This is a genomic window from Flavobacterium branchiophilum NBRC 15030 = ATCC 35035 (assembly GCF_002217205.1).
Lineage (GTDB): Bacteria > Bacteroidota > Bacteroidia > Flavobacteriales > Flavobacteriaceae > Flavobacterium > Flavobacterium branchiophilum.
This window is the reverse complement of sequence record NZ_MUGT01000013.1, coordinates 1-6,980: the sequence shown is the minus strand read 5'-3', so window position 1 is coordinate 6,980 and position 6,980 is coordinate 1. Positions and strand designations below refer to the sequence as shown.

Annotated in this window: 7 protein-coding genes and 1 pseudogene; 4 read left to right on the top strand and 4 right to left on the bottom strand. The window is 35.1% G+C overall.

What is annotated here, in order from left to right:
- The 3 genes and pseudogenes from B0A58_RS01825 to B0A58_RS01815 form a co-directional block, all read left to right on the top strand.
- Window positions 1–266: pseudogene (locus tag B0A58_RS01825) on the top strand (Rpn family recombination-promoting nuclease/putative transposase); the annotation flags it as partial.
- Between the two features lie 424 nt (window positions 267–690).
- The gene (locus B0A58_RS01820) at window positions 691–1,527 is read left to right on the top strand and encodes an RHS repeat-associated core domain-containing protein (RefSeq protein ID WP_089079638.1); all 837 of its coding nucleotides are present in this window, start codon (window positions 691–693) and stop codon (window positions 1,525–1,527) included.
- Complete coding sequence (locus tag B0A58_RS01815) at window positions 1,524–1,901, top strand: hypothetical protein (RefSeq protein WP_089079637.1); 378 nt, start codon at window positions 1,524–1,526, stop codon at window positions 1,899–1,901. Before B0A58_RS01820 ends, B0A58_RS01815 begins: the two co-directional genes overlap by 4 nt.
- Before the next feature lie 177 nt (window positions 1,902–2,078).
- On the opposite strand, the gene B0A58_RS01810 is transcribed toward B0A58_RS01815, so the two are convergent.
- Together B0A58_RS01810 and B0A58_RS01805 are read right to left on the bottom strand one after the other, a co-directional pair.
- Window positions 2,079–2,291 (bottom strand): plasmid stabilization system, encoded by a 213-nt coding sequence (locus B0A58_RS01810; RefSeq protein WP_089079636.1) that lies wholly within the window; start codon window positions 2,289–2,291, stop codon window positions 2,079–2,081.
- 85 nt (window positions 2,292–2,376) lie between these two features.
- Window positions 2,377–2,607 carry an addiction module component CHP02574 family protein gene (locus B0A58_RS01805; RefSeq protein ID WP_089079635.1) on the bottom strand — a complete coding sequence of 77 codons (231 nt, stop codon included), beginning with the start codon at window positions 2,605–2,607 and terminating at the stop codon, window positions 2,377–2,379.
- A gap of 513 nt (window positions 2,608–3,120) precedes the next feature.
- Between B0A58_RS01805 and B0A58_RS01800 the strand changes: the two genes are divergently transcribed.
- Window positions 3,121–4,752 (top strand): acyl-CoA synthetase, encoded by a 1,632-nt coding sequence (locus tag B0A58_RS01800; protein WP_089079634.1) that lies wholly within the window; start codon window positions 3,121–3,123, stop codon window positions 4,750–4,752.
- 184 nt (window positions 4,753–4,936) lie between these two features.
- On the opposite strand, the gene B0A58_RS01795 is transcribed toward B0A58_RS01800, so the two are convergent.
- Both B0A58_RS01795 and B0A58_RS01790 read right to left on the bottom strand, forming a co-directional pair.
- Window positions 4,937–5,320: a hypothetical protein gene (locus B0A58_RS01795; protein WP_089079633.1), complete on the bottom strand. Its 384-nt coding sequence runs from the start codon at window positions 5,318–5,320 to the stop codon at window positions 4,937–4,939.
- A gap of 127 nt (window positions 5,321–5,447) precedes the next feature.
- On the bottom strand, window positions 5,448–6,809 hold the full coding sequence (locus B0A58_RS01790; RefSeq protein WP_133063054.1) for a CHAT domain-containing protein: 1,362 nt from the start codon (window positions 6,807–6,809) through the stop codon (window positions 5,448–5,450).
- Window positions 6,810–6,980: the final 171 nt, after the last annotated feature.

The following is a 6,980-nucleotide window of genomic DNA, read 5'->3' as shown; positions in this document are numbered from 1 at the left end:
GTGCTTATACCAAATCCGAATTAGAAGCTTATGACCGTTATTGGGATTCTATTTCTAGCGAAAAAACCTTAATTACAGAGGCTTATGATGTGGGGAAAGTAGAAGGAAAAATAGAAGGGAAAGTAGAAGGAAAAATAGAAAGAGATATTGAAATCATCCTTAATGGTTACAACAATGGGTTTTCTATTACTCAATTGGTTCAATTAACCAATCTGACGGAACAAGAGGTGCTTATGATTTTGAGAGATAACGGAATTGAGGTTTAAAAGCAATTTACCCCGTCAATGTCCCATGCCATAGTTTTTTTTAAAATCCTTGCTCATCGTAACACCTCCAAAAGTGGCAATCTAGCCCCGACTGGAGTGGAAATCCTTTTTGTTTTTTCGTTAAAAACAAAAAGATTGTAGCGAAAGGCGGGAACTGGCCCTGCGTGAAAATGCCAAAAGTGGCTGCTGCTAATAACTTTTAGCACCTCCTTCAGTGGCTGGGGGGCTCTTATACTACTACCACCCCGACCATTTGGGAACTAGTACAGCTTTGATAGCTATTTTTGGTAATGCATACCAAATCAGAGATTCATCTAACTCCGCTGAAAAAAATACCAAAGTGAGATAATTTTTCTTAAATTTGCCTTTTGGAGAAATAACATTCATCGAACACCGCTGAAAATAAAATCATGTGAGATAGACAATGGCACAACAACTAGGCAACAACTATTACAATAGCCCCTACAAGTTTAACGGCAAAGAGCTAGACGACGAAACAGGGTTTTATTATTATGGGGCAAGGTATTACGACCCGAGAGTGAGTATATGGATGAGTGTGGATCCGTTGGCGGAGAAGTTCCCAAGCTTGTCGCCTTATAATTATTGTCTGAATAATCCAGTAAATTTGATTGATACTGATGGGAGAAAGCCCATTCCTATACAAAAACTTTTAAATATAATAAATGGTGTAGCCAAATTAAAAACATTTGAACGAGCTTGGAAAAATTCTGGTCACGGAAATAATACAGTAGAGGAATGGGGATTCACAATTTCGACTTCAAGTGATAAGAAATGGCATATAGGAAGGAATTTGCATACAGATCACAAAGATGGTTCTGTTAGTCGTAATTCAAATATACCATCTACTGAAAAATTAGCAGGATATGCACACACGCATCCATATAACAAGGGTGATGGTGCTCCTTTAGGAGCAGGTTTTTCTCCTTCGGATATTTCAAATTTAAGAAGCAATTCTTCACAAGGAGGCTTTTTTACAATGGTTGAAGCTGGTAATAAAAGATATGCCGCTGTAATATCAGACCCTGAACTAGCAACTCAATTCTTTAAAAACAATTCTAAAGGCGATATTCAGAACAAGATGGATTCTATACTTATAGATCCTAAAAACTCATCATTAAGTTTTCAAGAAAGAATTGACAAGGCGTTAACAGGTACTTTTGGAGATGGTTCTAAAAGTGGAATAACCATATTTAATACAAATGACAAGAAAAAAGAAAATTTTAAACCTCTAAAAGAATGAAAAAAATAATATTTTTATGCGTAATTAATTTTTTTTTAAGTTGTAATTCACAAGTTTCAAATAAAGAAAACAGAAAAAATATTTTATTAGAAGACTGTAAAAATTATATTGGTAAGGAAATATTTTTATTATTGAAAAGTAAAAATTTTTCAAAGTACAATAAACTTACAATTATTGATTCCAAACCTGGCAAGGCATCAAGTTTATGGGTAAATCTTGATAATAATATTAGTCTTGAAATATTTCCAACGGAATTTAAACATATGAAATCATTTGACGTAAATTTTAAATGGGATATTGAAAAATTTAAATTAGAAATTATTAAAGAAATAAAAGTTTATGATAGAAACAAATTAATAAAAAACATTAATTAATTGAAAAACCCAGATGGCTCGGAAATGACAAAATAAAGTCGTGAACGATAGTACAGAATAGTATTCTTTGCCTACAAACGAGAGTAAAATCAAATACAAACTACAACGATAAAAAGTTGTAGTTTTTTTGTGTGTTGTAAAGAGTGGAAAACGTGCAGAAATACAAGGTTTTTATTTTTAAACTCTATTTATAGCGAATTTTGGATGTCTTTTATTGTGAACAATTGCAGTAAAAACTACTGTTTGGTTAACTTCATCAATATAAAAATGAATATTGTACGGAAAAGTTTTTGGATGTGCTATGCGAATATTTTTGTAACGTGGCGAATAAGAAGTTGGCATTTTTAAAACTTTTTGAATTACTGATTCAATAGCCAAAGCAAACTCCATTTCGAGTCCTTTTTTTTGTTCTTTGTACCAAATTTTTGCTTCTTGACATCTGTAAAAACTATGTCTAAATATTGTGAATTGTACATTAAATCTTGCGTTTTAGTTCTTCAAAAAGGCTTTCGATAGGTTTTAAACGTTCAGGATTTTTTGCAATTGCTTCTAATCTGTCATCAATTAAATCTTTTTCCCATTGTGGTAGTTCTTGCTCTAATGATTCTATATCAGGATAGTTTTTTTTTATCAAAGTCCAATCTTCCATCGGAACGTAAACGCCAGTTTGGTTGCCAAAATTGTCTTGTAATACTTGAAGTTTCATGAGTTTATTGTTTAGTGGTTTGCAAGTTTTGATCATTAAAAGGTTGCGTTTTAGCACATGATTTTTTTCATTGCACTAAAACCAAAACCTTCATAAGTTAATTTGAAACAAAATTAATTAAAAAAAGGATAGTTATTAAAAAGTTTATCATTTTTTTAGATACTGTTCTAAAAAAGTGAATTTAGGATGTGAGAAAGTGATTTACAAATGGAATACTAGAAGGCTTGCCCTTGGTAACACCTCACAAAGTGGCAATCTAGCCCCGACTGGAGTGGAAATCCTTTTTGTTTTTTCTTTAAAAACAAAAAGATTGTAGCGTAAGGCGGGAACTGCCCCTGCGTGGAAATGCCAAAAGTGGCTGCTGCTGCTATTTTTGATTCATTTGTAGGATTTATGACGAATGGTGGTTTGTGGTTGAATGTAGGTATAGTAATTTTGCAAATATAGTTGCTATTTGTTCGTTTTTTTTGATGGATACTATTATTTTTACAGCATGATAAAAACCTGTAAACCATGATAGAGCATTCGATTTTTGATAACGGTTTAGACCAAAATCCAGCCAATTTTACGGCCTTGAGCCCGCTTTCATTCATCAAGCGTACGGCATTTGTATATCCTGATTATACAGCGGTTGTATATGGTAAAATTCGTAGAACTTGGTCCGAAACCTATACCCGATGTATGAAATTAGCATCGGCATTAAGTAAACACGGCATCAAAAAAGGCGATACGGTATCGATAATGGCACCTAATGTACCTGCTATATTTGAAGCACATTTTGGAGTTCCAATGACTGGTGCTGTGCTTAACACCCTTAATATCAGACTAGATGCTGCTACAATTGGTTTTATGCTTGAACATGCTGGGACAAAGGTGTTGATAACAGATATTGAATTTTCTGCCACTATATTGGAAGCCATAGCTTGTTTAGACGATCCGCCATTGATTATTAATATTGAAGACGAGCATGCAGAAGGGGGGGGGTTAATTGGTGATTTGACTTATGAAAATTTTATTGCTCGGGGTGATGATGTGTTTGAATGGGAATTGCCTTCGAGCGAATGGCAGGCCATTTCGCTTAATTATACGTCTGGGACAACGGGCAACCCCAAAGGGGTGGTTTACCACCATCGGGGGGCTTATTTGAATGCCGCCAATAATATTATTACTTGGAGTATGCCACAGCATGCCGTTTATTTGTGGACTTTGCCCATGTTTCATTGCAATGGGTGGTGTTTTCCGTGGACATTGGCTGCCCAAGCCGGCACTAGTATTTGTATAAGAAAAGTAAAAGCAGATGTAATATTTGAGGCTATAGAAAATGAAAAAGTAACCCATTTTTGTGGGGCTCCCATTGTTTTGGGGTTATTGACGAATGCCTCCGAGGCAGACAAAAAACCTTTGCAAAATACGGTATATGTGATGACGGCTGGTGCTGCACCACCTGCAGCCATCATTGAGGGGGTAGAGGCTATGGGTTTTAAAATTACACATGTATATGGATTGACAGAAACCTATGGGCCAGCCGTGGTGTGTGCCTGGCAATCGGAGTGGGATGATTTACCCATTTCGGAGAAGGCAGATTTGAAGGCCAGACAAGGTGTGAAATATTTGTTTTTGGAGGATGTTATGGTTGCCAACCCTGATACTTTAGAACCCGTGCCAGCAGACGGCACCACTATTGGCGAAATTTTTATTAAAGGCAATATTGTAATGAAAGGCTATCTGAAAAACGAGCCCGCTACACAAGAGGCTTTTGCAGGGGGTTGGTTTCATACTGGCGACTTGGCGGTGTGGTATGCTGATGGATATGTGCAAATAAAAGACCGATCGAAAGACATCATTATTTCGGGAGGCGAAAACATTTCGACAATTGAGGTAGAAAGTGTTTTGTACAGGCATCCTGCTATTTTAGAAGCTGCTGTTGTGGCCCGCCCAGACCAAAAATGGGGCGAAACGGTTTGTGCATTTATCACACTAAAGCCCAACCAACTACTAACAGAATTAGAAGTTATACAATATTGCAAACAACATTTAGCAGGTTTTAAAACACCTAAAACAGTCATTTTTTCGGAATTGCCCAAAACATCAACTGGTAAAATTCAAAAATATGTATTAAGAGCCGAAGCTGCTTTGCTTGAATGAAAAAATGTATGAAAACTTTTGGGATAAAAAACAAACGGTTGATGCTTTTGGCATTAACCGTTTGATTGAAATGACTATAGATTGAAATAATAGTGCAAGCCAACGCCAAAGGTTATGGATTTGATATGTATATTTGGTATTATATGCATTAATAAAAAAACAACAAAAAGGTAACCCTATTTTTTTAAAAAAAATTCACATGATATACATCGGTCGAATTTCGTTGAATGTCAAAAGCTTCAAAAGCACCTGATTCTGGAATGATTTCCAAAATATCAAAAGACATACAACCCTTTGGAAGCCCTTCAAAAACAAGCGTAAAATGATGTTCCACCTTATTAATATATAGCCATTGCGGGTATAATGCAATGTTAAAATGTTGTATCAATTTGCATCGATGATTACTTTCTTTTGGGAATAAATAAATGGTAGGCCATACCCGCAATTGCCAGGGCATATTTGGTAAATATCTTGCATGACAATGAACAATTACTTGTTTCTCAACATCAATTTGAACGTCACTCAAAAGCTCTGGAGCCATTTCTATTTTTTCTTCTATTAATTCCATAATTATTTTTTATTTACAAAAAAATTCCTAAAAAAACATATAATTATACCAATGAATACAATTACTTGTAGTAACATATAACCAAAATTCAATAACCGACCTAAACCACTATAATAAAACAACCATATTATTCCAGCAAAATAAACCCTGCCCAAAAATAAGGATTATATTTTGATTTCATTTGCTCTTGTGCCGATTGAAACGCATCATGAACCGATTTTCCATTGAAACATTCGGTGTAGAAATAGTGGAATAATTCGGAGGTTTGTGCATCAGGTACTTTCCATAAACTCATGATAATGTTTTTGGCACCCGCCATTTTGAAAGCACGTTGTAAGCCGAAGACGCCTTCACTCCCTTTGATTTGTCCTAATCCTGTTTCGCATGCAGATAATACTACAAGTTGACAAGCACTCAAATCCAGATTGGAAATTTCGTTGGCGGTTAAAATTCCGTCTTCTATTTTTTCGTTATTTGGCTTTCGCCAAAATTTATTTGCTCCTGCAAGCAATAAACCCGAGCGAAACATGGGGTCGTCAGACCTTTTGTATAAATTTGATTTTCCATCTAATAAAAACCCCTCTTTTGGAAGTTCTTTATCGGGATTGGGAAAGAAAAAACCATGTGTTGCCAAATGCAATACATAAGGCGTTGTTTTACCACTTAACGATTTTATTTGTTCTTCCGTTGCATTGGTTTCGGTAAAGAGTTGCGTTGCAAATCCTTTGTTTTTTGCGGCGGCTTCAATTTGTTTTACTTCGGTATAGGTGCCATTCAAGTAACCAAATTTTTCTATGCCACTTCTCGTTTCTAGATCTTTATGAATAGTAACTTCCATCTCAAGCTCATCTGTTGTTTCTTTACTTACTAAAGCGTTACTCTTTTCGTAGTTAATGCCCCCAAAGAGTAGAAACTCCATATTTTTTTGAGTAGAAAATCTGGCAGATTGATAGGAAAGCAATTCAGAGGGCGAATTGAGTATATGGAATTTCATAGCTTTCTTATTTTCAATAAATGGAGCAACATCAAGAGCTGTAAAATTCACCTGATGTGCCAAGCCAGAAAGTGATAAATAGCAAACTTCCTTATTTTTTAGCTCGTTTTTTAATGGCTCAAAAAACAATGATGCCAATTCTTTTTCCATATATTGTTTGTTGATTGCATTGGCTTGAATGGTATCATTTGCTAGGTTGTTTCTTTCTAGCAATTTGGATAACGCTTTTTCTTCAAACAAAGAAATGTATTTTGGAAATTTACTATCTTTTGTGATGACAAAAGCACCATACATTACCTCGCCAGTCCATTTTTTATCATAGAAATCAAAGGAAACCAAGTCGATTGCCACTTCATTTGGTTTTAGTTTTTCTTGAACTTGTTTCCAGTTGATGGATAAGGCTTTTTTGGCATCGGCAAAAGTTGAAGACAAACGGGTAATGTCTTTTTCAAGGTTTTCGGTGTCGGTTTTTAACCCAACTTGCCGAAAACCCAACACAAAACCCTGATTATCAGTAGCTTTTTTTTATTAATGGTACACTACATGAACTTTTTTAGTTTTTCTAATAATTTTAAATTTCAAGCAATCGTAAATCTTTTGTACTTCTTCTATGGGTTTTGAGGGTTTTTCTATGGTTAGATTTTTGGTTTTTGTTGGAAGTTTTAC

Coding starts and splice junctions, on each gene's coding strand:
- B0A58_RS01820 (WP_089079638.1), top strand. CDS start 691: ATGGCACAACAACTAGGCAACAACTATTACAATAGCCCCTACAAGTTT.
- B0A58_RS01815 (WP_089079637.1), top strand. CDS start 1,524: ATGAAAAAAATAATATTTTTATGCGTAATTAATTTTTTTTTAAGTTGT.
- B0A58_RS01810 (WP_089079636.1), bottom strand. CDS start 2,291: ATGGAGTTTGCTTTGGCTATTGAATCAGTAATTCAAAAAGTTTTAAAA.
- B0A58_RS01805 (WP_089079635.1), bottom strand. CDS start 2,607: ATGAAACTTCAAGTATTACAAGACAATTTTGGCAACCAAACTGGCGTT.
- B0A58_RS01800 (WP_089079634.1), top strand. CDS start 3,121: ATGATAGAGCATTCGATTTTTGATAACGGTTTAGACCAAAATCCAGCC.
- B0A58_RS01795 (WP_089079633.1), bottom strand. CDS start 5,320: ATGGAATTAATAGAAGAAAAAATAGAAATGGCTCCAGAGCTTTTGAGT.